Origin of the sequence: Mucilaginibacter robiniae (assembly GCF_012849215.1) — a bacterium.
Classification (GTDB): Bacteria; Bacteroidota; Bacteroidia; order Sphingobacteriales; family Sphingobacteriaceae; genus Mucilaginibacter; species Mucilaginibacter robiniae.
Genome location: NZ_CP051682.1, coordinates 1831078 through 1852088, shown reverse-complemented (window position 1 = coordinate 1852088; position 21011 = coordinate 1831078). Strand labels below are relative to the sequence as shown.

The following is a 21011-nucleotide window of genomic DNA, read 5'->3' as shown; positions in this document are numbered from 1 at the left end:
GGGAACCCTTTAGTTTGCCCGCAAAGGTACGTTTTTAACAGTTGATTAACAATTGATAAACACATACTGACAATGGTATTGCTTTAAACAAAAACAGGGCTATTCAGCCCTGTGTAAACGTATTATATATAAATAATTGATGTGCTCAGATTATACTTCGCCTTTTACCGGAATTTCTTCATTGCCTGTTGGTATGTTCGATAATCTTTGCAGATACATTTGTATGGTGTTTTCCAAGCCATAGTATAAGGCATCACAAACCAGGGCATGACCAATGCTTACTTCCTGTAAGCCGGGTATATTGCGGGCGAAGTATTGCAAGTTATTCAAATCCAAATCATGACCGGCATTAAGGCCTAAACCCACTTTTTGAGCCATTTCGGCAGCTTGTATATAAGGAGCGGCAGCCAGCTCAATGCCTTGGTGATAATGGGAGGCGTAGGCTTCGGTATATAGCTCAACGCGGTCGGTACCGGTTGCGGCGGCAGCTTCTACCATTTCGGGCAGCGGGTCAACAAATAAGGATACTCGTATGCCTTCATCCTGAAAAGCTTTAACCACATCGGTTAAATAGCGTTTGTTTTCAATCGTGTTCCAACCGTGGTTGGAGGTAAGCTGGCCTCGGGCATCAGGTACCAGTGTAACCTGGTGCGGTTTTACGGCTAGTACCAAATCCATGAACTTTTCCTCGTCGCAATTACCTTCAATGTTAAATTCGGCAGTCACAATTTCTTTCAAAGCGTAAACATCATCATACCGTATATGGCGTTCATCTGGCCTGGGGTGTACAGTAATGCCTTGTGCACCAAAAGCTTCACAATCTTTGGCTACCTGAATTAAATCTGGGTTGTTGCCACCGCGTGAATTACGAAGTGTGGCTATTTTATTAATGTTGACAGATAAACGAGTCATAGCTAAATGTAAATTTGAGGGCTAAATATCTGATACCTCAATTATACTACAAACATTTTTATAGCTTAATTGATTTGCAAACCTATCATGAAGTTTCTGTTTACTTGTTTTATTGCCTTAACCTTGCTGGTTTTAACAACAATTAAAGTTTCAGCACAAGCCAATTACCTGCACATACAAAACTATAAAGTGTATTATGGTTGGGCTAAGCACTATCCGCAAGATTGGATAATACTGCGGCAGTTTAGTAACGCAGGTAAAACATACCTCTTGCTGGTAAACCCGCAAACACTAGAAACCAAGATTGATGAGCCTAGCTTTTATCAAATACAATCTTTAACGCTCAATCAGGTGCGGGATGTGTTTAAGAAAACTCCTTACGAGAAAGCTTTACGGCAGGCCGAAAACCAATCCGTAATGGTGCAGGATGCCGGCATTGAACGGGGCTTGCCAAAAGAAACCGGCATTAGCTTGACGGCTGATTTATGCCCATCGCACCGGCCGCTCGATAAACGCATTTTTACCGATATGTTTCAGGCTTTTCAGCAAGTAGAACGGCCTGTACCTATTGCCTTATCAGTTACCGGCATCTGGATGCGGCAGCACCCGCAAGATTTGGCGTGGCTGAAGCAACAACAGCAAAAGCAGGAAATATATGTTACTTGGGTTAACCATTCCTTTAATCATCGGGTAAGCAAAAACTTGCCGCTGAAAGAAAATTTTTTACTGGAACCCAGTACCAACATCAGCTATGAAGTACTGGAAACCGAAAAAGCTATGCTGAAAAATGGTTTACTGCCTTCGGTATTCTTCCGTTTTCCGGGCTTGGTGTCTGACCAGCAACTGGTTTATAAAATTACTGATTTTGGTTTAATACCTATTGGTACCGATGCTTGGCTGGCTAAGGGACAGCAACCGCAATCTGGCAGTATTGTGCTGATACATGGCAACGGCAACGAGCCAGTAGGCGTACAAGATTTTATTCAACTGCTCCGTTCCAAAACACAGGCTATTGCCAAAAAGCAGTGGTTGTTATATGATTTACGCGAAACCGTAGATGCAGAATTTGAAGGAAGCAAGTAACCATAAAGCCCTTGAACTGTACATATCTATATAAATATTAACTGCGTGCTACCATGAGTTTAACCTTTAATGAGCAAAACTATCATCAACTATGCGATCAGTTGGCGCAGGCAGATGCTGATTTTGCAGCAGTTATTCAGGCTTATGGTTACCCACCATACTGGTCGCGGGCGAATACCTTTGAATCGTTAGTGCACATTATTTTGGAGCAGCAGGTGTCATTAGCTTCGGCGTTGTCGGCATTGAATAAGTTGAAAGAACGTGTACAGCAAATTACACCTAGCCGGGTGCTCATGCTAACCGATGAAGAATTGAAAGCTTGTTACTTTAGCAGGCAGAAAGCTACTTATACCAAGTATTTGGCTGGAGCTTTACTAGGTGGAAAGCTCAATTTAGAGGAGTTAGAACAATTGCCGGATCAGGAAGTGCGTGCCCGGCTTACTGCTTTAAAAGGTATCGGTAACTGGACAACTGACATTTACCTGCTTATGGTGTTGCACCGTACTGATGTTTTTCCAATAGGAGATTTAGCTATTATCAATGCCCTAAAACGCCTGAAGCAGTTGCCTTCCACTACCACTAAAGAAGAATTGCTTGCTAGGGCCGAAACATGGCGGCCTTACCGCAGTATAGCGGCCATGTTGCTATGGCACTACTATTTAGGCCATAGGCGATAAATAATAAGTAGCAGTAACGGATGATAATACCCGATACTGCTACTAGGATTGTACTACTTTGCCGACGGCGCTCGTTCACGATCCTGATGATTCTGAATAATTTCGATAGCATTATCTACCGCGTCGCTTAGGGTAGTGATGAAAGTGCCGGGACGTGCCAGGTTAATGGCATAAGCAATAGCATCAGTTTCATCTTCCAAAAGCTCATAGCTTATGTCGGGTTTTACTTCCTTAAGACCTTCTACCATCAATCCTAGAATGTTTTCGCGGGTACGGCCACGCAGGTGATGTTCCTGGCGTAACAGAACATGGTCAAACATTTGGGCGGAGATGCGGCCTAATTCACGTATATCTTCATCGCGCCGATCGCCGGTACCGGCAATTAAACCAATTTTATAAGGTGAATCTACTGTTTTCAGAAACTCTTTAATGCCGTTGTAGCCATCTGGGTTATGGGCAAAATCTACCATAAATTTAAAGTCCCGGAACTCAAAAATATTCATGCGTCCAGGGGTTTGTACAACTGATGGGATGAAACTTTGCAGTGGTGTTCTGATATCTTCTGTTTTGATGCCCCACAGGTAAGCGGCCAGCGTGGCGGCCATTACGTTTTCAATCATGAAGTTCACCGTGCCGCCAAAAGTAAGTGGTATCTGACTGGTACGCTGTACCCGTATTTTCCAATCGCCTTTTTTAATGGTGATAAAGCCATTCTCGCAAACACAGGCTATACCACCTTTCTGGCAATGCGTCTTAATAACCGGGTTGTTCTCATTGCGGCTAAAATAAGCTATGTTGCAATCCGCCTGTTTACCGATGCGTACACAATGCTCATTATCCGCATTTAATACACCCCAACCGTCTTTCTTTACCGATTTAATAATCACGCTTTTTACCCGTGCCAAATCGTCTAAGGTATGTATGTCAGAGATGCCTAAATGGTCGGGCTGTATGTTAGTAATTACCCCAATATCACAGCGGCCAAAACCCAAGCCGGAACGTAAAATACCACCACGGGCAGTTTCCAACACGGCAAACTCTACGGTAGGGTCTTTCAAAATAAATTCGGTACTGGCCGGACCTGTAGTGTCACCTTCCAGCATCATGGTATTTTGTACGTAAATACCATCTGAAGTGGTGAAACCTACACGATAGCCATTGTTTTTGATGATGTGGGCAATTAATCGTGTAGTGGTAGTTTTACCGTTAGTACCAGTAGTTGCAATAATGGGTATGCGGGCCGATTTTCCCGGCGGATACAGCATGTCTAATACATGGCCGGCCACGTTGCGGGGTAAGCCTTCGCTTGGGGCAATATGCATCCGGAAACCTGGCGCGGCATTTACTTCCAGTATTACACCGCCGGTTTCGGTAAGCGGCTCGGTTAAGTTTTCGGCCATGATGTCGATACCACAAATATCCAGGCCAATAACGCGCGATATACGCTCGCAAATAAATACATTTTGCGGGTGTACCTGGTCGGTTACATCAATGGAAGTGCCGCCGGTACTCAGGTTGGCGGTTGATTTTAGAAATACTGTTTCATCTGCCGGCGGTACAGTTTCCAAACCATATCCTTTTTTACTGAGTAAATCCATCGTATCCCGGTCAATGGTGATATGGGTAAGCACATTTTCATGTCCATAACCCCGGCGTGGGTCAGTATTTTCAATATCAATAAGCTGTTGAACGTTATGTTCGCCATCGCCTTTTACATGAGCCGGTACACGCAAGGCAGCAGCTACCATTTTATTATCAATCACCAGCACCCGGAAATCGTAGCCGGTAATAAATTTTTCTACAATAACCCGGCGCGATATTTTAGCGGCATGTTCAAAAGCGGCTACCGCTTCTTCTTCCGTTTTAACGTTGATCGTAGCGCCCCGGCCATGATTGCCATCCAGCGGCTTAAACACCAGCGGGAAGCCCACTTTACGGATAGCTTCCTTAACCTGCGCAGTCGAAGTAATGGTTATGCCTTTGGCTACCGGAATAGCCTGTTCCTGCAAAATGCGCTTGGTTTCATCCTTGTTACCAGCTAAATCAACTGCTATACTGCTGGTTTTTTCCGTCATGGTAGCCCGTATGCGTACCTGGTTTTTACCATACCCCAATTGCACTAACGATTGGTTGTTCAGCCTGATCCACGGAATATCACGGGCAATAGCCTCTTCCACAATCGAGCCTGTACTAGGGCCTAATCGGGTATTTTCACGTATTTCACGCATCTGCTGAATGTCAGCCTCCAAAGGGTAGTCATCACCCTTAATCAAAGCTTCTGCAATGCGTACGGCTGCTTCGGCGGCAAAAACGCCTACTTTTTCTTCCAGGTAGTTAAATACTACGTTGTAGGTACCGGGTGTTTTGGTTTCGCGGGTTCGGCCAAAACCGGTATCCATGCCAGCTAAGGTTTGTATTTCAAGAGCAATGTGTTCAATAACGTGCCCCATCCAGGTACCTTTCTGCACACGCTGGAAAAAACCACCTTTTACACCCGGCGAACACCGGTGATCGTATAAACTAGGCAGTAGTTCTTTTAATCGTTCATAAAAACCTTCAATAGTATTGGTGGGTCGGTGCTCTAGTTCCTGCAAGTTCAACCGCATTTGAATGAGTTTTTTTCGGCTAACACTCCAGATATTAGGGCCACGAAGGACTTGGATATTTTCAATTTTCATAAATGCAGGTAGGGCTATATAGTTTGGCTTTAAGTTTTGTTATAAATTTAAGGTTTGTAACAACGTAATGCAATTTTTGATGCAGCATTGCGATTATTTTGATACATATTAAATAAAAAAGTACATTTTTATATTACTTTGTAATGGATCGATTAAAGAATAAGGATGAATACCCCAAAAGGAAAACTAATAATAATAGGTGGCGCAGTTGATTTAGGTACAAATGTGAGTGCGGAAGAGCATATCATGAAACCTGATTATATTAAATTTTTTGAGCGGGGTATTTTAAAACGTATTGTGCTGGAATCAGCCAAGCAGGAAGGTTCAAAAGTGGAAGTTATTACAACGGCTTCACAAATACCCGAACTGGTAGGACAGGAATATATTAAAGCATTTAATCAGTTGCAGGTAACGCATGTAAATGTGCTGGATATTCGCAGCCGTGAGGATGCCCTCCGCCCAGAATATATTGAGCGTATAAAGCAGGCGGATGTGGTGATGTTTAGCGGGGGTGATCAGCTGCGGCTGAGTTCTATCTTTGGCGGTACTGAATTTTTACAGATTTTAAAGCACCGGTATTGTTATGAAAACTTTATTGTGGCTGGTACTTCTGCCGGGGCGGCTGCTGCCAGTACCAATATGATTTACCGGGGTAGCAGCAATGAGGCACTGGTGAAAGGGGAGGTGCAGATTACTGCTGGCTTAGGCTTTATCGATCATGTCATTATTGATACGCACTTTGTACAGCGTGGGCGCATTGGTCGGTTGTTTTATGCTGTAGCCAGCAACCCTGGCATATTAGGTATTGGCCTGGGCGAAGATGCCGGTTTGCTGATTACCGAAGGCAGTATGATGGAGGCTATTGGTTCGGGCCTTACTATTGTGGTAGATGGTAAAAGCATGGTGCAAACCAATATTTACGAAGTAGAAATGGGTTCGCCGGTATCCATTGAAGGCTTAAAGGTGCACGTGATGTCGATATTTGATCGATACGACATGAATCAGCACCGCCTGATTATGAAGAAGAAGGTAAAGGTGGAAGATGGTGTATATTTGCAGGCACCGGATAAGGATTGAGGGGAGAGCCAAAAGTCAGGAACCAAGACATATAAAAATAAACCATCATTGCTGGGAATAAAGTAACCTCTATGAATTTACATTATTCATTAGAGATTATTATGCTATTTCGCACCATGATGGATCTGTAAAATAGAGCTTTTATGAAACTTATCATTCACGGCGGCTTCTTTAGTGAATCCAGCACCAACCAAGAGGTTAAACACGCCAAGCAACAAGCCTTAGCGAAAATTGTGCAGCAAGGTTATGATTACCTGCAAACTCATACCGCTACCGAAACGGTAGTGTACACCATCAGCTTACTGGAAGATTGCGACTTGTTTAATGCCGGTACCGGCTCGCAAATACAAAGCGATGGTAAAATAAAGTTGAGCGCGGCTTTAATGGACGGGCAAACCCTGCGTTTTTCGGGAGTAATTAATGTAGAGGATGTAAAAAACCCCATACAGGTGGCTGAAAAGCTGATGCCTTTCGATGATCGTGTACTAAGCGGTAGCGGTGCCCAACACTTTGCCCGCGAAAACGGCTTTGATTATTATAATCCCGAGATACCACAACGCCGTCAGGAATACGAAACAAAGCTGAATGATTCTATTCGCTTGGGTACGGTAGGTTGCGTAGCGTTAGATGCTAGCGGAAATTTAGCTGCCGGAACTTCAACCGGTGGCAAAGGGTATGAAATGCCGGGTCGGGTAAGTGATTCGGCTACTGTAGCAGGCAACTATGTAAATGCACATGCAGGCATATCCTGTACCGGTGTGGGCGAAGATATTGTAAGCGGCGCTATTGCCACTAAAATTGTTACCCGTGTAACTGATGGAATGACCTTGGAACAAGCCACCCGGAAAACATTGGAGGAGTTAAAGCCTTTTGATGGATTTGCCGGTGTTATCGGCCTTACCGCCAGCGGCGAATTATATTATGCCGACACCCACCCGTATATGGTTTGGGCTTTGCATAATGGCGAGGTAAAATATTTTAATTAATTTGCATCTTCTATCCAGCAATTACCGTAATAGCGGTATATTTACTTGCTAATTAATTAAATTAAACTCAAACAATAAAGAATCTCATGAAGGCACTTCTACTGCTCGTATTGTGTGGTGTTAGTTTTTCAGCTTCGGCACAATGGTGGCATTTTGGTAAAGCCAAACATGTTCCGCTTAATCTAGAAGCCAAAAGTTTAGCTTTTCAGTGGAAAGGTTTACCGCCTGCCAAGCCACAGTTAACTCGTGTTGAAATGGGCGCCAGTGAGTACGGGCTTGATTTATATCGGATAACGGTGATGAAAACTGCCCAGCACCAAATGCGTTTCCGGGAGTATGAAGATGCCAGCTACAGCTTTACCGAATTGGCTAAAGTGTATATTAAACAAAATAAAATGACCGAGGCCAAGTGGTTCTTCCTGCAAAGTAATAACCTATCGCGCCAGCAAAATAATGACCGCCTTACTATTGCCAATCTGGTTGATTTAGCTTGGGTGAAAACCAATATTGGTGACTATGCCTTGGCTCAGCAAGATTTAGAAGAAGCCCGCGATTTAGCTAATGCACACGGCTGGGCAGATGATGTAACTTTAACTCAAAAAAAGCTGAGTGATTTGCAGCATACCAAATTGGCTGCTTTAACACCTGCAGCTACTTATACCAGTGCAGTTGCTGGTACTTTTTAAAGGGTTAACACTTTAAACTTCAGGTTTGTACTAATAAAAATACTTTAAAATTGTAAGTATCATATAAAACATTATAACAATATCGTTATTTGTATACAAGAGACAGCTAAAATGCTGTCTCTTTTTATTTACTTTGGCGTACACACAATACAGGCATTAATATTGATGTTTAACATAGATACCGATTTAGAAAAGTTTAAAGACATGTTCAAAAAAATATACCTCCTTGCTGTACTTGGCGCTGCATTGGCCTGCAAGGCATCGCCTTCGGCAGCACCAGTAAATGTGCCGGGCTCTACCAATTTGCAGCCCGATCAGCAGCAGGGCTTGGTATGTAAAGAAGTAGCATCATTAATTACCAATTTCAATTATAAAAAAGTTAAGCTGAACGATTCGCTTTCAACAGAAGTGTATAACCGTTACATCAAAGCGCTGGATGAGAACCACAATTATTTGCTGGCGGCTGATGTAAAGGATATGGATCAGTACAAAACTGAGCTGGATGATGATTTGAAAACCGGCAACCTGGCACCTGCTTTTTATATATTCAATCTGTTTCAAAAACGTTATCTGGAAAGAATCAATTACTCGTTAACCCAGATTGACAAGAACTTTGATTATAATAAGAACGAAACTTTTACTTATGACCGCGATAACCTGCCATGGGTTACTTCAGAAGCAGCGATGAACACGCTGTGGACGCAACGGGTAAAATATGATTTGCTAAACCTGCGTTTAGCCAGCACCGATATGGCTAAAAACCGAACAACGCTACGTAAGCGCTATCAAGACCTGTTAAGCCAGGCTCGCAAGCTTTCTAATCAGGATGTGTTTCAAACGTTCATGAACGCGTTTACTGAAGCTGTTGACCCGCATACCGACTATTTTAATCCGGCTAATGCAGCTAACTTCAATATTGAAATGTCTCGCTCGCTGGAAGGTATTGGTGCTTCACTGCAATCACAAAATGAGTATATTACTATAAAAACTATAGTTCCGGGCGGTCCTGCTGATAAAAGCAAGCAAATCAATATTGATGACCGGATTATAGGGGTAGCTCAGGGCAAAAACGGTGAGTTTAAAGATGTAGTGGGCTGGCGTATTGAAAATGCCATTGCCTTAATACGGGGTACTAAAGGAACTGTAGTTCGCTTGAAATTGCTGCCTAAAGGTACCGGCGCTTCAGATAAGCCTCATTATGTAGAAATGGTGCGCGAAAAGATTGTTTTGAAAGACCAATTGGCTCGTAAAGAAATACGCACCTATAACAGCAATGGTAAAACCATGAAAATTGGTATCATCAACGTACCCGCATTTTACATTGATTTTAATGCTTACCGTGCTAAAGACCCGAACTACCAAAGCACTACCCGCGACGTAAGGTTGATATTAGATACTTTGAAACGCGAAAATGTAGATGGTGTGGTGTTAGACCTTCGTCAGAATGGCGGCGGTTCATTAATTGAAGCTATCGAACTAACCGGTTTATTCATTAAACAAGGTCCGGTAGTACAGGTGCGTGATACGCACAACCGGGTAGAGGTTAATGAAGATGAAGACCCATCAGTAGCTTATGCTGGTCCGCTGGCTATCATGACTGACCGCTTTAGTGCCTCTGCTTCTGAAATTTTTGCAGGTGCAATACAGGATTATGGTCGTGGTTTAATTATCGGTACACAAACTTATGGTAAAGGTACCGTACAAAGCGCCATTGATCTGGATGAAGTATTAAGTTCATCATTAGGTAATATGGTAAGCAAAATAACCGGTAAAAAACAGCAGGAAGGTACAGGTGCCGAAAGCCGTTATGGTCAGCTAAACTTAACTGTAGCTAAATTTTACCGTATTAGTGGTAGCTCAACCCAGCACAAAGGAGTAACACCGGATATTCAGTTCCCATCGGTAATTCCTTTAGATAAATATGGTGAAGATACCGAGCCTTCAGCTTTACCTTTTGATGTTATTGCTAAAAGCAACTATGTTAAGGTGGGTGATTTAAGCAGTGTAGTACCGCAGCTGGCTAAACTTCATCAGCAACGTATGGAAAGCAATGCTAGCTACAAATACTTGCTGGAAGATATTGCTGATTTCAAAAAACGTGAAAATGAAAAAAGCATCACATTGAATGAAAAGCAATTGAAAACACAACGGGATGCCGACGATCAGAAAAACTTTGAACGTGGTAACCTGCGCCGGGCAGCATTGGGCTTAACACCACTTAAAAAAGGCCAAACTGCTCCAAAAGGTGAAGATTTAGATTTCTTGAAATTTGAAGCAGGTCAAATCATGACTGATTATATCAATCTGGCTAAAGGCAATCAGTACACTGGTGTTATTAGTCAGCCACAATAATTTGTAATTCGATAGCCTAATCAACTAATTTCGAAGCGCCGGGCTAAAAAGCCGGCGCTTTTGGTTTGTAATCATTTTTTTAACTTACTTAGCTACTATTTTCTATCTATATGCCCGATAAACCTTTGCTAGAATTTACAGATAAAGGTATTTACTGCTCCAAAGGTCAGTTCTACATTGACCCATGGCAGCCGGTAGATGATGCAGTTATTACCCATGCACACAGCGACCATGCCTATGCAGGTCATAAACATTATTTAGCGCACAACCTCTCACGCGAGGTATTGTATTACCGCTTAGGCAGCGATATTAACTTAAGAACCGTTGCCTACGGTGAAACCGTACACAAAAACGGTGTACAAATATCTCTGCACCCAGCCGGACATGTTATTGGTTCGGCACAAATCAGGGTGGAAAGCCAGGGCGAAGTTTGGGTAGTATCTGGTGATTATAAAGTAGAAGACGATGGGGTTTGTACGCCTTTTGAGCCGGTACCCTGTCATCATTTTATATCTGAATGTACCTTTGGTTTGCCTATATACAAGTGGAAGCCTCAGGTTGATGTTTTTGCTGAGGTAAATGCCTGGTGGAAAAACAATCTGGAAAATGGTTTGGGTACCGTAATTGTTGGCTACTCGCTAGGTAAGGCACAGCGTATTTTGCAAAATCTGGATAGTTGTAATGGCCCCATTTTTACGCATGGCGTTATTGAAAATACCAATGAAGCTTTACGCCGCAATGGCATTGTACTGCAACCTACCCAACGCATCACGGCCGATACGCCTAAAGAAGCTATACGCAAAGGTATTGTAATAGCGCCACCATCGGCAGTAGGTACACCCTGGATGCGGAAATTTCAACCTTACAGCTTTGGTTACTGCTCGGGCTGGATGGCTTTGCGTGGCGCCAAACGCCGCCGGGCGGCCGATCGTGGAATTATTCTTTCTGACCATGCCGACTGGGATGGCTTGGTAAGTGCTATTGATGCCACCGGCTGCGAAAAGGTATATCTTACCCACGGCTATACAGCCAGCTTTGCCCGTTACTTGAGTGAAATCGGTTTTGATGCACACGAAGTGCATACTTTATACGGTGGTGAGGAAGAAGGAACTGTACAGCCGGAAAGTGAACCTGCACCAGAAAATGAGAACTCAAATACATCAGCTGATAATGAAAATTTAGAAGGAGTGGAGGATACAAAATGAAGGCCTTTGCACAACTATTCACTGCTTTAGATGAAACGAACAAAACCAACGATAAGGTTAAAGCACTGAAAGAATACTTGCTAAGTGTGCCTGATACGGATAAAATGCACATGCTGGCTTTATTTACCGGACGAAGCCCTAAGCGGCAAATTAATGCCACGCAATTTCGCACCTGGGCTATTGAGGCTTCTAATATTCCGGCTTGGTTGTTTGAAGAAAGTTACCATGTAGTAGGTGATTTAGCCGAAGCTGTCGCCTTAATGTTGCCCGATTATAGCAATGCCAGTAACAAAACATTAACAGAGTGGATAGCTGAGATTAATGCGCTGAATAATCAGCCTGAAGTAGAAAAGCATCATTGGCTTATGCAATCATGGGCAATGTTGGGCCGACAGGAGCGCTTTGTATTTAACAAGATATTGATGGGCAGTTTCCGGGTAGGTGTTTCACAGAATTTGGTGATTAAAGCTTTAGCTGATGTAGCCGGACTGGACACCGCCACTATTACGCACCGCTTAATGGGTAACTGGATGCCAGGTACCTATCAATATGAAGATTTAGTGCATACTGATACGGCTACAGAAGACGTATCAAGGCCATATCCTTTCTTTTTGGCTTACCCGGTGCAGGAAACTTCTGAAAAGCAGAAAACGCCAGAAGCACTACAAACTTTGTTGGGTGATGCTGCACAGTGGCAGGCGGAGTGGAAATGGGATGGCATTCGGGCACAACTCATCAAGCGCGATGGTGGCATCTACATTTGGAGCCGTGGTGAAGATTTAGCTACCGACAAGTTCCCGGAACTACATCCTTTTCTGCAACACTTACCGGATGGAACAGTAATAGATGGCGAAATATTAAGCTTCAAAGAGGGCCAGCCGTTACCTTTTGCTGTGTTACAAACCCGAATTGGTCGTAAAACACTGAACAAAAAAATACTGGAAGAAAGCCCTGTAGCCCTAATTGCTTATGACTGCTTAGAGTATAACGGGGAAGATATTCGTTATAAAACACAAGCAGAACGCCGCTTAGCATTAGAAAGCTTACAACAAACTACGCCGTTCCCAGAAATGTTCCGCATTTCGCCAATAATTACTTTTAACAGTTGGGAAGAACTGGCAGAAATTCGTGAACAATCGCGAGGCATGACAGCCGAAGGCATTATGCTGAAACGTAAGGAGGCACATTACCAGGTCGGTCGTCGGCGTGGCGATTGGTGGAAGTGGAAAATTGATCCGCTTTCTATTGATGCCGTTATGGTTTATGCGCAAAAAGGTCATGGGCGGAGAGCTGATTTATATACCGACTACACCTTTGCTGTATGGGATGGCGATAAGCTAGTACCTTTTGCCAAAGCCTATTCCGGGTTAACCGATACGGAAATTAACAAGGTAGATGCCTTTGTAAAACGCAATACGTTAGAGAAATTTGGTCCGGTACGTACTGTAAAGCCCGAACTGGTATTCGAAATAGGCTTTGAAGGAATCAATAAATCAACCCGCCACAAATCGGGCGTCGCCCTGCGCTTTCCCCGCATTTTACGCTGGCGGCATGATAAACCGAAAGAAGAGGCTGACACCATTGAAACATTAAAAGCCTTGTTAGGAGAGTAGCATTTAAGTAAACTTGCTTTAGGTTCTTTTGTGAAAATATAAAGAACCTGAAGCAAGTTTTTCTAGCTCCTTTGCTGTGCATAGTCTGATTTTACAAAGGCAGTATCAGGCAAGCTGTTCATTATTTTATGGTTAAGTAAAGGGTTCATATTAGTACAGAAATGGCTTCGTACCTCGCCATGACGCAGTTTAACGTTTAAAATTACAGAACCATAAATAATCTTTTTTGGCGGCATCAGGAATGTTGCGGGTAGCACTAAGTAGCCACAGTATTGCCTTAACCTATCCTTACGGAGGAACACAGAAAACCTAGCAAAGTCGTTGCACCTCTACCCAAATCCTCACTGCTTCTACCGCTTCCTTTACATCATGTACCCGCAAAATATTGGCACCTTTCATTAACGCTATGGTATTTACCACGGTAGTGCCATTCAAGGCTTCGGTAGCAGTGGTGTTTAATAAACCATAAATCATGCGTTTGCGCGATACGCCAACCAGCATAGGCAGTTCCAGCATATCAAAATCCTGCAAGCGGTTAAGCAAAGCGTAGCTATGTTCGGCCTTTTTGGCAAAGCCAAAGCCTGGGTCTAAAATCACATCATGTACCCCCAACGCACGTAGTTTCTCATAACGTTCTACAAAGTAATTAAACACTTCACTGAACACATCCTCATACTGGGCCAGCTGCACCATAGTTTGAGGGGTGCCTTTCATGTGCATCAAAATATAAGGTACTTGCAACCGGGCTACAGTAGCAAACATATCAGCATCCAATTGCCCGCCCGATATATCATTAATAAGGTGCGCTCCAGTCTTGATAGCAGCTTCGGCTACAGAAGCCCGAAAAGTATCAATAGATAAAATGGCTTGCGGATACGTTTGAACGATAGCTTCCACTACAGGCAGCAAGCGGTCGGTTTCTTCCTGTACCGAAATATCTGTAGCACCAGGGCGTGAAGAATAGGCACCTAAATCTAAAAAGGTAGCACCTTGTTGTAGCATGAATCCGGCTTGCTTTACCGCATCTTCAATAACAAGCTGACGGCTATCGGCATAAAAAGAATCGGGTGTGATATTGATAATGCCCATCACCTTTGGACGGGTTAAATCTATCAGTGTACCGCGGGCATTTAAGGTTGCCTTTTTCTGAAAAAACGTATCTTTAGCCATTTACCGGCGGCAGAGTTAATTGCCGTTCCTGAAACAAATATCGTACAAAATTTAAACACTACTGTTTTGAGCAATACATTAGCTGAATACGAGGCGGTTATTAAAGTCTGCAAAGAGCTGTTCATCAAAAAAACGCGCGATTATGGCACCGCATGGCGTATTTTGCGACCATCATCTATTACCGATCAGATTTTTATTAAAGCGCAGCGTATCCGCACACTGGAAGAAAAAAAGGTTTCAAAAGTAGGAGATGATATTATAGGCGAATATATCGGCATTGTAAACTACTGCCTAATTGCCTTAATGCAACTGGAAAGCGGACCGGATACGCCAACAGAGTTATCGCCCGAACATGTAAGTCAGTTGTTTGATGAACACTCGATTGCTACCCGCGAACTGATGCTGGCTAAAAATCATGATTATGGCGAGGCTTGGCGCGATATGCGTATCAGTTCATTAACCGATTTAATTTTGATGAAGTTACTGCGTGTAAAGCAAATTGAAGACAACCAAGGGCAAACTGTAGCTTCGGAAGGGGTAAAAGCCAACTATCAGGATATGCTGAATTACGCTGTGTTTGCCTTGATAAAAATGGGAATAAAATGAAAAATGCGCTAATCTGGTTTTGCCGTATTGCCGTTGGGCTGCTGTTCATCTTTTCAGGACTGATTAAGGCTAATGACCCACTGGGCTTTTCGTACAAGCTACAGGAGTATTTTGAGGTATTTCACGTAACTTTTTTAAACGGCTTAGCTTTAACGTTGGCTATTGTACTATGCGCGTTGGAAATGATTTTAGGCTTTGCTCTGCTATTAGGCTTACGCATCAGTTCGGTAACTTGGGGACTGTTGCTGCTCATTATATTTTTTGGTTTCCTGACATTTTATTCGGCTTATTTTAAAGTTGTACAAACCTGTGGCTGCTTTGGCGATGCTATTCCGCTAACCCCTTGGCAATCGTTCGAGAAGGATATGGTGCTGCTGGCCTTAGTACTGGTGGTATTTTCAAATCGGAGCAGATTACAGCCGCTGGTGAGTGCACAAACGGAAACTCGCTGGTTGGTTTTTGCTGTAGTGGTAGCTTTAGGCGTAGGTGTGTACACCTATAACTTTTTGCCGGTAATTGACTTTCTGCCTTATAAAGTAGGCGCTAATCTGCCCGATGAAATGAAAACGCCTCCCGGCGCTCAGCCCGACGAATATGAACTAACGTATAATCTGAAAAATAAAAATACGGGCGCTACTAAAAACATTACCGACAAAGAATATCTGAAAAGCGGCATCTGGAAAGATAACAGCTGGCAGATACAAGGCGACCCGGAACGCCGGTTGGTAAAGCAAGGGTTTACCCCGAAAATACGCGACTTGGCTATTCATGATGCGCAGGGTAATGATTATACACAGGAACTGCTGGCTAACCCATTTTATAACCTGATTGTGGTAGCCTATAATTTACAGGATATTAATGAAGCGGCTATAGGAGAACTGAATGCCTTAGCCATAAACCTGGTTCAGAACTATAATATTCGTACGGTACTGCTTACTGCTAATTCGGTACCCGATGCGCAGGCTTTTGCCAAAGCACACCATTGGGCCGGTGAAATATTTTATGCTGATGGCGTGCCGCTGAAAACTATGGTACGGTCTAATCCGGGCATTTTGCTCATGAAGAACGGAACAGTGATCAACAAATGGCATTTCCATACGATGCCCGATTACAATAGGCTAGTAAAACAATATCTGCAAAAACGTTAAACTGATGTTGACTTACCTGCTCCGCAAAACCCTTTATGGACTAGCTGTAATGCTGGGCATTGTGGTAGTGGTATTCTTTTTATTCAACATTTTGCCGGTTGACCCGGCTCGTATGACGCAGGGGCAGCGTGCCGACGTGCAATCTTTGGAGGCTGTACGTAAAGAGTTCGGTTTAGATAAATCCTTGCCTGTTCAGTTTGCTTATTACCTGAACGATCTTTCACCTATTGGTCTGCATGAGCGTACCACTGAAGAGCAGCAGAAATACCATTATGTTCGGCTCTTTCCCGTTTCAGCCCATAAGGTATTAGCTTTGAAATGGCCTTATTTACGCCGTTCATATCAAACGCATAAAGAAGTAGCGGCTATTCTGCTGGAGGTGATTCCAAATACACTGATATTGGCGGTTTGCGCTATGCTGCTGGCTATTGTACTAGGCATATTCTTGGGCGTACTCAGCGCTGTACATCAAAACTCGTGGATTGACCGCTTGGCCGTAGGCTTTTCGGTACTGGGTATTTCGGCTCCCTCATTTTTTGCCGGTATTTTGATAGCCTGGTTGTTTGGCTTTGTACTAAGCCGATATACTGGGCTGGACATGACGGGTAGTCTGCATACTTACGATCCGTTTAAAGGAGAGGTTACTATCTGGCACAACCTGGTACTACCGGCTCTTACGCTGGGGCTACGCCCGCTAGCTATTATTGTGCAGCTTACCCGCAACTCCATGCTTGAGGTACTAAGCCAAGATTACATTCGTACAGCTAAAGCTAAAGGATTAAGCCGAAATGCTATTGTATATCGCCATGCGCTGCCTAATGCACTGAACCCGGTTATTACAGCTATTGCCAACTGGTTCGCCTCGTTGCTGGCCGGAGCCTTTTTTGTAGAGTATATATTCGGTTACAATGGACTGGGTAAAGTAACGGTAGATGCACTGGAGATGTCGGATTTCCCGGTGATTATTGGCTCTATCTTGTTCATTGCTTTTATTTTTGTAATCATTAATATCTTGGTCGATATTATTTACGTGTGGATAGACCCAAGAGTGAAACTGAATTAAAAGTTACCGTGATTACTGGTTCCATACGCCTCATATTAATCAATTATAAATTAGTTAGCTGATGAACATTGAAGAAATACGCGACTATTGTCTGCTTAAACCAGCGGTAACCGAAAGCTTTCCGTTTGGCGATGATACCTTGGTGTTTAAAGCTGCCGATAAAGTATTTTTATTGATAGGACTAAAGGCGAGTAACCGTTTTAACGTAAAATGCAACCCTGAGAGGGCTATAGAGTTGCGGGAGCAATATACAGAGGTGCAACCCGGCTTTCACATGAATAAAGTACATTGGAATACTGTTTATACCGATGGCCAGCTTACACGCCAGCAATTGTGCGACATGATTGATCATTCATATACCTTAATTGTACAAAGCTTACCTAAAAAGGTACGTGCTTCTTTTACTAATAATGTTGAATAGGTACTGTGGCAAGGTTGGAAAATAAAAAAAGAGGCTGTCTTACTTAAAGACAGCCTCTTTTTTTATATAACTGTAATTACAGTGCTGTATCTCTTCTGAGGAAGCCCAGAATTAAGGATATGATAGCAATAACTAATAATATATGTATTAATCCGCCAACTGAATAAACGAATGCACCTAATATCCAGCCAATAATTAAAATAACTGCGATAATATACAATAAGGATCTCATGATAGTATTTTTTAAGGTAAATGAATAATAATTAATAACATATAATACTTTACAATAGATATGCCATAATTCAGCTCTTGCATAATTTGGAAGATTTATCGTAAAGAAAATAAATTATTGGATAGTTAATGAGACACTGTGTTGCTTTTGTCATGCGAATGTCTACGCTATAGCTATACAATTAGCTTTTGCTGGAAGTAATGATGATGTTAAACTGCTGGTGCGTATGTAACATTCTTCTGCACGCTTCTAAAAGTAATTGGAAATAGTTTGTATGTTCGCGCCAAAAAGCATCTTATGACACATGATGAGTACGAGAAGTTTGTTGAGAAGTCAATACTTTATCGCGGAAAGATTTTACACGATATAACTATTCTGGAGCAAGTGCTGAACTTTTACATTGCAAAACATTTTTGCGGTGATGACCAAAAGAAGAACTACGATATGCAGTTGCTCCTGTTAAATGACGACCGGATGAACTTCAACCACAAAACGCCTGTTTTTCAATATATAGCTGTAAACTATGATGAGAAATGGTATAAAAGCTATAAATCTATTAGGGCTACAACCCCTGGTAATGCAGCTTATACCTTAAGTCAGGATTTGGCTTATGCTATAGAACAGAGAAATATTTTTGCTCACCGGGTTTTAAACGGTGATGATTATAGCTCTAATCAACCTCCAAGTGCAACTATTAAGTTCATCAGGTTTAATAATGAAATTCAGATTATCGAGTATTCGGATGCTAAATTTATAGAACTATCTAACCTGATTAATTCCATGACTGATTACATAGGTCAAAAGATGTAATTTAAATATATCATCTGCTGGCAATATACTTTGAAGACTATTTGGTAGCAGATGATTTGTTTTACTTGCGTAACCTATTTAAGCGTATGCTCTGGCGCAAGAAAGTCTACTCCATTACCAGCTCGTTCTCAACTTTAGCCGGGTGTAGTTTATCAATAGCAGGTAATAGCTTTCCCGCTTCCTGCTTAGGTGTTTTGCCTAGCAAAGTAACTACTTGTTGTTCAACACGGGCTTCTACAGCCGGGTAATCAGCCAATACGCTATCAACTGCTAGTTTAAGCGTGTAATCATTGTCTAAAAGTACAGAGCCTACCTTAATTTGATTATTAACGCCTTTGATAATGTTGATACTTTTGACGGTATGCTCAACAGCTTCTTTGGTTTTTTGAGCGGGCGATGTGCCGGTAAGTGTAACTATACCCTGATCTACCGTATAGTTTACCCCAACAAAGTTTACATCGGTTTTGGCCTTGATGGTAATATCAGCCTTAATTTCTTTATCTTTTTTTTGCTGACTACAACCTGCTATGCTACTTAAGGCTGCGACCACGGCAACAGTGGTAAACATTTTTTGTACAGGTGCAATTACATAAAGCTTTACTAAACCACCTTTAATAAACGCACTAATCTCACGGTCCACTCTTCTGTTCATGATGGAATAATTTAAACAAAGTACTCTTTACAAAAGCGTAAAAGCGTGCAGGTGTTTTGTTTAAATACAATTAGATACACCCATTTCAATTAATGAAGAAGGTACCTCTAAATTATCATAAACTTAGTTCCAGCAGTACAGGGCAATGGTCGGAGTGGCGGGCTTCGGGTAAAATAGCTGCACGGGCAATATGGTTTTGCAGGTCAGTAGTTACCATGTTGTAATCAATACGCCAGCCCAGGTTTTTGTTACGGGCACCGGCTCTAAAGCTCCACCAAGTGTAGTTGTGCGGCTCTTTGTTCAGGTATCTGAAACTATCTACAAAGCCTGAAGCTACAAACTCATCCATCCACGCCCGTTCTTCCGGTAAAAAGCCTGATGAGTTAGCGTTAGATTTAGGATTATGAATATCAATAGGTTTGTGGCAGATGTTGTAATCGCCGGATACTACCAGTTTGGGGTAAGCCCATTTCAGTTGGTTAAGGTATTCGCCAAACTCGTCCAGAAAACGGTATTTAAAGCCCTGCCGTTCATCGCCGCTTGATCCTGACGGAAAATATACGCTCATGACGGATATATCATCAAAATCCACCCGGATATTACGGCCCTCACGATCAAAATCAGGAATGCCACAGCCATAAGCTATATGGTTGGGCGTCTGTTTGGTAAAGATAGCCGTACCGCTATAGCCTTTCTTTTCGGCCGGAAACCAATAGTGCTGATAGCCCATTTGTTCTACCAGAAACAAATCGGTCAGTACATCAGGCGTTGCCTTGATTTCTTGTAAACAAATTACATCTGCATCTGTAGCCTGTAACCAAGATAGCCAGTTCTTGCTCATGGCCGACCGGATACCATTAACATTGTAAGTAATAATTTTCATATACTTATGCTGCATGCCTGATTAAAGAATGCAACTCGTGTTTTATGTTATTTAAGAATTAATATGAAGCAACTGATCCAGTTGCTTGCATTCTTTTTTACTCAGTAGTTCAACCTGCATCGGAACGTCATGTAATGGGCGGTCGCGTGGGTCTTTAGCTACAGCGGCAATGCGGTCAACCATATCCAGACCGCTTACCACTTCGCCATAAACCGTGTAGTTCTGGTCCAGGTGAGGTACACCACCTACCGATTTATACCACTCGCGCTGCCAGGCGGGTATTTTGCGGCCTTTGAGGCGGGTTTGTTCTAAAGTATCCAACCTGCCATCGGTAAAGCGACGGCCTTCCACAATATAAAATTGGCATCCGCTGGAAGCTTTGCTGGGGTTCACATTGTCGCCTTCGCGTGCTGCTGCCAGTACGCCCCGCTTATGGAACAAGCTGTCGCGAAACTCAGCCGGTATAGTATATTTCACATCGCCATTACCCAGCTCAGCACCTGGCTGTGCTTTTTTCGAATCTGGGTCGCCACCCTGAATCATAAAGTTTTGTATTACCCTATGAAACAGCGTACCGTTGTAGAAGCCCTGTTTAGTAAGTTTAACAAAGTTATCGCGGTGCTTAGGCGTTTCGTTATACAAACGGATAATGCATTCGCCATAAGTGGTTTTAATGCGTACATACTGATTACGTGGAGCTTTGGCCAGCAAACCAGTAGCTAAAAACAGGAAGCAAAAAGTAAGCAGCTTTTTCATA

Annotated in this window: 20 protein-coding genes; 13 read left to right on the top strand and 7 right to left on the bottom strand. The window is 42.8% G+C overall.

Features of this window, described 5'->3' with window-relative positions:
• Positions 1-150: 150 nt before the first annotated feature.
• The gene (locus HH214_RS08155; RefSeq protein WP_169606853.1) at positions 151-912 is read right to left on the bottom strand and encodes a pyridoxine 5'-phosphate synthase; all 762 of its coding nucleotides are present in this window, start codon (positions 910-912) and stop codon (positions 151-153) included.
• Between the two features lie 87 nt (positions 913-999).
• On the opposite strand from HH214_RS08155, the gene HH214_RS08150 reads away from it, so the two are divergent.
• Both HH214_RS08150 and HH214_RS08145 read left to right on the top strand, forming a co-directional pair.
• Positions 1000-1995, top strand: a complete 996-nt coding sequence (locus HH214_RS08150) for a polysaccharide deacetylase family protein (RefSeq protein ID WP_169606852.1) — start codon at positions 1000-1002, stop codon at positions 1993-1995.
• Positions 1996-2048: 53 nt separating this feature from the next.
• The gene (locus HH214_RS08145; RefSeq protein WP_169606851.1) at positions 2049-2672 is read left to right on the top strand and encodes a DNA-3-methyladenine glycosylase family protein; all 624 of its coding nucleotides are present in this window, start codon (positions 2049-2051) and stop codon (positions 2670-2672) included.
• A 53-nt stretch (positions 2673-2725) separates the two neighbouring features.
• Here HH214_RS08145 and cphA read toward each other — a convergent pair whose 3' ends face one another.
• Entirely contained in the window at positions 2726-5350 is a 2625-nt protein-coding gene (gene cphA, locus HH214_RS08140) for a cyanophycin synthetase (protein WP_169606850.1), read from the bottom strand.
• Positions 5351-5515: 165 nt separating this feature from the next.
• On the opposite strand from cphA, the gene HH214_RS08135 reads away from it, so the two are divergent.
• From HH214_RS08135 to HH214_RS08110, 6 genes are all read left to right on the top strand, one after another.
• Positions 5516-6427: a cyanophycinase gene (locus HH214_RS08135; protein WP_169606849.1), complete on the top strand. Its 912-nt coding sequence runs from the start codon at positions 5516-5518 to the stop codon at positions 6425-6427.
• Positions 6428-6570: 143 nt separating this feature from the next.
• Entirely contained in the window at positions 6571-7413 is an 843-nt protein-coding gene (locus HH214_RS08130; RefSeq protein ID WP_169606848.1) for an isoaspartyl peptidase/L-asparaginase, read from the top strand.
• Between the two features lie 86 nt (positions 7414-7499).
• Entirely contained in the window at positions 7500-8099 is a 600-nt protein-coding gene (locus tag HH214_RS08125) for a hypothetical protein (protein WP_169606847.1), read from the top strand.
• A gap of 165 nt (positions 8100-8264) precedes the next feature.
• A complete protein-coding gene (locus HH214_RS08120) occupies positions 8265-10451 on the top strand; it encodes a carboxy terminal-processing peptidase (protein WP_248282234.1) in 2187 nt (728 codons plus the stop codon).
• Positions 10452-10561: 110 nt separating this feature from the next.
• The gene (locus HH214_RS08115; RefSeq protein WP_169606846.1) at positions 10562-11656 is read left to right on the top strand and encodes a ligase-associated DNA damage response exonuclease; all 1095 of its coding nucleotides are present in this window, start codon (positions 10562-10564) and stop codon (positions 11654-11656) included.
• On the top strand, positions 11653-13269 hold the full coding sequence (locus HH214_RS08110) for an ATP-dependent DNA ligase (protein WP_169606845.1): 1617 nt from the start codon (positions 11653-11655) through the stop codon (positions 13267-13269). The genes HH214_RS08115 and HH214_RS08110 overlap by 4 nt, the downstream gene beginning before the upstream one ends.
• A gap of 309 nt (positions 13270-13578) precedes the next feature.
• Here the strand turns inward: HH214_RS08110 and folP are convergent, their stop codons facing one another.
• On the bottom strand, positions 13579-14439 hold the full coding sequence (folP, locus tag HH214_RS08105) for a dihydropteroate synthase (RefSeq protein WP_169606844.1): 861 nt from the start codon (positions 14437-14439) through the stop codon (positions 13579-13581).
• Positions 14440-14505: 66 nt separating this feature from the next.
• On the opposite strand from folP, the gene HH214_RS08100 reads away from it, so the two are divergent.
• From HH214_RS08100 to HH214_RS08085, 4 genes are all read left to right on the top strand, one after another.
• Complete coding sequence (locus tag HH214_RS08100) at positions 14506-15045, top strand: DUF1599 domain-containing protein (protein WP_169606843.1); 540 nt, start codon at positions 14506-14508, stop codon at positions 15043-15045.
• Positions 15042-16193, top strand: coding sequence for a BT_3928 family protein (locus HH214_RS08095; protein ID WP_169606842.1), 1152 nt, complete (start codon positions 15042-15044; stop codon positions 16191-16193). Before HH214_RS08100 ends, HH214_RS08095 begins: the two co-directional genes overlap by 4 nt.
• A gap of 4 nt (positions 16194-16197) precedes the next feature.
• Positions 16198-17256, top strand: a complete 1059-nt coding sequence (locus HH214_RS08090; RefSeq protein WP_169606841.1) for an ABC transporter permease — start codon at positions 16198-16200, stop codon at positions 17254-17256.
• 61 nt (positions 17257-17317) lie between these two features.
• Positions 17318-17677: an MmcQ/YjbR family DNA-binding protein gene (locus HH214_RS08085; protein WP_169606840.1), complete on the top strand. Its 360-nt coding sequence runs from the start codon at positions 17318-17320 to the stop codon at positions 17675-17677.
• Between the two features lie 76 nt (positions 17678-17753).
• Here HH214_RS08085 and HH214_RS08080 read toward each other — a convergent pair whose 3' ends face one another.
• Positions 17754-17909, bottom strand: coding sequence for a lmo0937 family membrane protein (locus HH214_RS08080; protein WP_169606839.1), 156 nt, complete (start codon positions 17907-17909; stop codon positions 17754-17756).
• 297 nt (positions 17910-18206) lie between these two features.
• Between HH214_RS08080 and HH214_RS08075 the strand changes: the two genes are divergently transcribed.
• Positions 18207-18719, top strand: a complete 513-nt coding sequence (locus HH214_RS08075) for a hypothetical protein (protein WP_169606838.1) — start codon at positions 18207-18209, stop codon at positions 18717-18719.
• Positions 18720-18825: 106 nt separating this feature from the next.
• Here HH214_RS08075 and HH214_RS08070 read toward each other — a convergent pair whose 3' ends face one another.
• The 3 genes from HH214_RS08070 to HH214_RS08060 all read right to left on the bottom strand — a co-directional run bounded on the left by HH214_RS08070 (position 18826) and on the right by HH214_RS08060 (position 21010).
• Positions 18826-19371: a BON domain-containing protein gene (locus tag HH214_RS08070; protein ID WP_169606837.1), complete on the bottom strand. Its 546-nt coding sequence runs from the start codon at positions 19369-19371 to the stop codon at positions 18826-18828.
• A 115-nt stretch (positions 19372-19486) separates the two neighbouring features.
• A complete protein-coding gene (locus HH214_RS08065; protein ID WP_169606836.1) occupies positions 19487-20254 on the bottom strand; it encodes an exodeoxyribonuclease III in 768 nt (255 codons plus the stop codon).
• A gap of 51 nt (positions 20255-20305) precedes the next feature.
• Positions 20306-21010, bottom strand: coding sequence for a peptidylprolyl isomerase (locus tag HH214_RS08060; RefSeq protein ID WP_169606835.1), 705 nt, complete (start codon positions 21008-21010; stop codon positions 20306-20308).
• Position 21011: the final 1 nt, after the last annotated feature.

Bases quoted from the DNA above. Each gene is read 5' to 3' on its own strand.
- HH214_RS08110 (WP_169606845.1), top strand. From the start codon at position 11,653: ATGAAGGCCTTTGCACAACTATTCACTGCTTTAGATGAAACGAACAAA.
- HH214_RS08125 (WP_169606847.1), top strand. From the start codon at position 7,500: ATGAAGGCACTTCTACTGCTCGTATTGTGTGGTGTTAGTTTTTCAGCT.
- HH214_RS08145 (WP_169606851.1), top strand. From the start codon at position 2,049: ATGAGTTTAACCTTTAATGAGCAAAACTATCATCAACTATGCGATCAG.
- HH214_RS08115 (WP_169606846.1), top strand. From the start codon at position 10,562: ATGCCCGATAAACCTTTGCTAGAATTTACAGATAAAGGTATTTACTGC.
- HH214_RS08095 (WP_169606842.1), top strand. From the start codon at position 15,042: ATGAAAAATGCGCTAATCTGGTTTTGCCGTATTGCCGTTGGGCTGCTG.
- HH214_RS08150 (WP_169606852.1), top strand. From the start codon at position 1,000: ATGAAGTTTCTGTTTACTTGTTTTATTGCCTTAACCTTGCTGGTTTTA.
- HH214_RS08075 (WP_169606838.1), top strand. From the start codon at position 18,207: ATGACACATGATGAGTACGAGAAGTTTGTTGAGAAGTCAATACTTTAT.
- HH214_RS08065 (WP_169606836.1), bottom strand. From the start codon at position 20,254: ATGAAAATTATTACTTACAATGTTAATGGTATCCGGTCGGCCATGAGC.
- HH214_RS08060 (WP_169606835.1), bottom strand. From the start codon at position 21,010: ATGAAAAAGCTGCTTACTTTTTGCTTCCTGTTTTTAGCTACTGGTTTG.
- HH214_RS08080 (WP_169606839.1), bottom strand. From the start codon at position 17,909: ATGAGATCCTTATTGTATATTATCGCAGTTATTTTAATTATTGGCTGG.
- HH214_RS08070 (WP_169606837.1), bottom strand. From the start codon at position 19,371: ATGAACAGAAGAGTGGACCGTGAGATTAGTGCGTTTATTAAAGGTGGT.
- HH214_RS08135 (WP_169606849.1), top strand. From the start codon at position 5,516: ATGAATACCCCAAAAGGAAAACTAATAATAATAGGTGGCGCAGTTGAT.
- HH214_RS08120 (WP_248282234.1), top strand. From the start codon at position 8,265: ATGTTTAACATAGATACCGATTTAGAAAAGTTTAAAGACATGTTCAAA.
- HH214_RS08090 (WP_169606841.1), top strand. From the start codon at position 16,198: ATGTTGACTTACCTGCTCCGCAAAACCCTTTATGGACTAGCTGTAATG.
- HH214_RS08130 (WP_169606848.1), top strand. From the start codon at position 6,571: ATGAAACTTATCATTCACGGCGGCTTCTTTAGTGAATCCAGCACCAAC.
- cphA (WP_169606850.1), bottom strand. From the start codon at position 5,350: ATGAAAATTGAAAATATCCAAGTCCTTCGTGGCCCTAATATCTGGAGT.
- HH214_RS08155 (WP_169606853.1), bottom strand. From the start codon at position 912: ATGACTCGTTTATCTGTCAACATTAATAAAATAGCCACACTTCGTAAT.
- HH214_RS08085 (WP_169606840.1), top strand. From the start codon at position 17,318: ATGAACATTGAAGAAATACGCGACTATTGTCTGCTTAAACCAGCGGTA.
- folP (WP_169606844.1), bottom strand. From the start codon at position 14,439: ATGGCTAAAGATACGTTTTTTCAGAAAAAGGCAACCTTAAATGCCCGC.